Raw genomic sequence first — 351 nt, 5'->3', positions numbered from 1 at the left:
GCCGGGTAGGCGATCACGCCGCTGAAAACGATGAGCTTGAGGGAGACGTCGGCCAGCGAGAACGGCAGCGCTTCGGCGAGTCGCCAGATCGTCGCCAGGAAGAGGACGGCCAGGAGGGCGACGGGCCAGGCCGGCCGTACCCGCAGCAGATACAGCAACGGCCAGGCGAGGACGATCGCGACCCACCGCCCGACCGCCCATGCCTGGACGAGGAAGCCGAGACAGCCGGTGTAGTGCCCGCATAGGGGAGAGTCCGGGAAGAGCGCGGCCATCAGCCATGCCCATCCGAAGAGGCCGAGGGGAAGCAGGATCCCGACCACACCGGCCAGGACGAGCCGCCTGCCGAGCTTC

1 protein-coding gene is annotated in these 351 nt (G+C 69.2%); it reads right to left on the bottom strand.

Going from position 1 to position 351, the window contains the following annotated elements; all coding sequences use genetic code 11:
- Nucleotides 1–351: hypothetical protein (locus tag ACWJ6R_RS38145; RefSeq protein ID WP_449066822.1), on the bottom strand; the 351-nt coding region annotated here is incomplete at both ends.

The organism is Planomonospora algeriensis, assembly GCF_977012225.1.
Note: the sequence above shows the minus strand (reverse complement) of the source record. Positions and strands in the feature narration are given on the sequence as shown.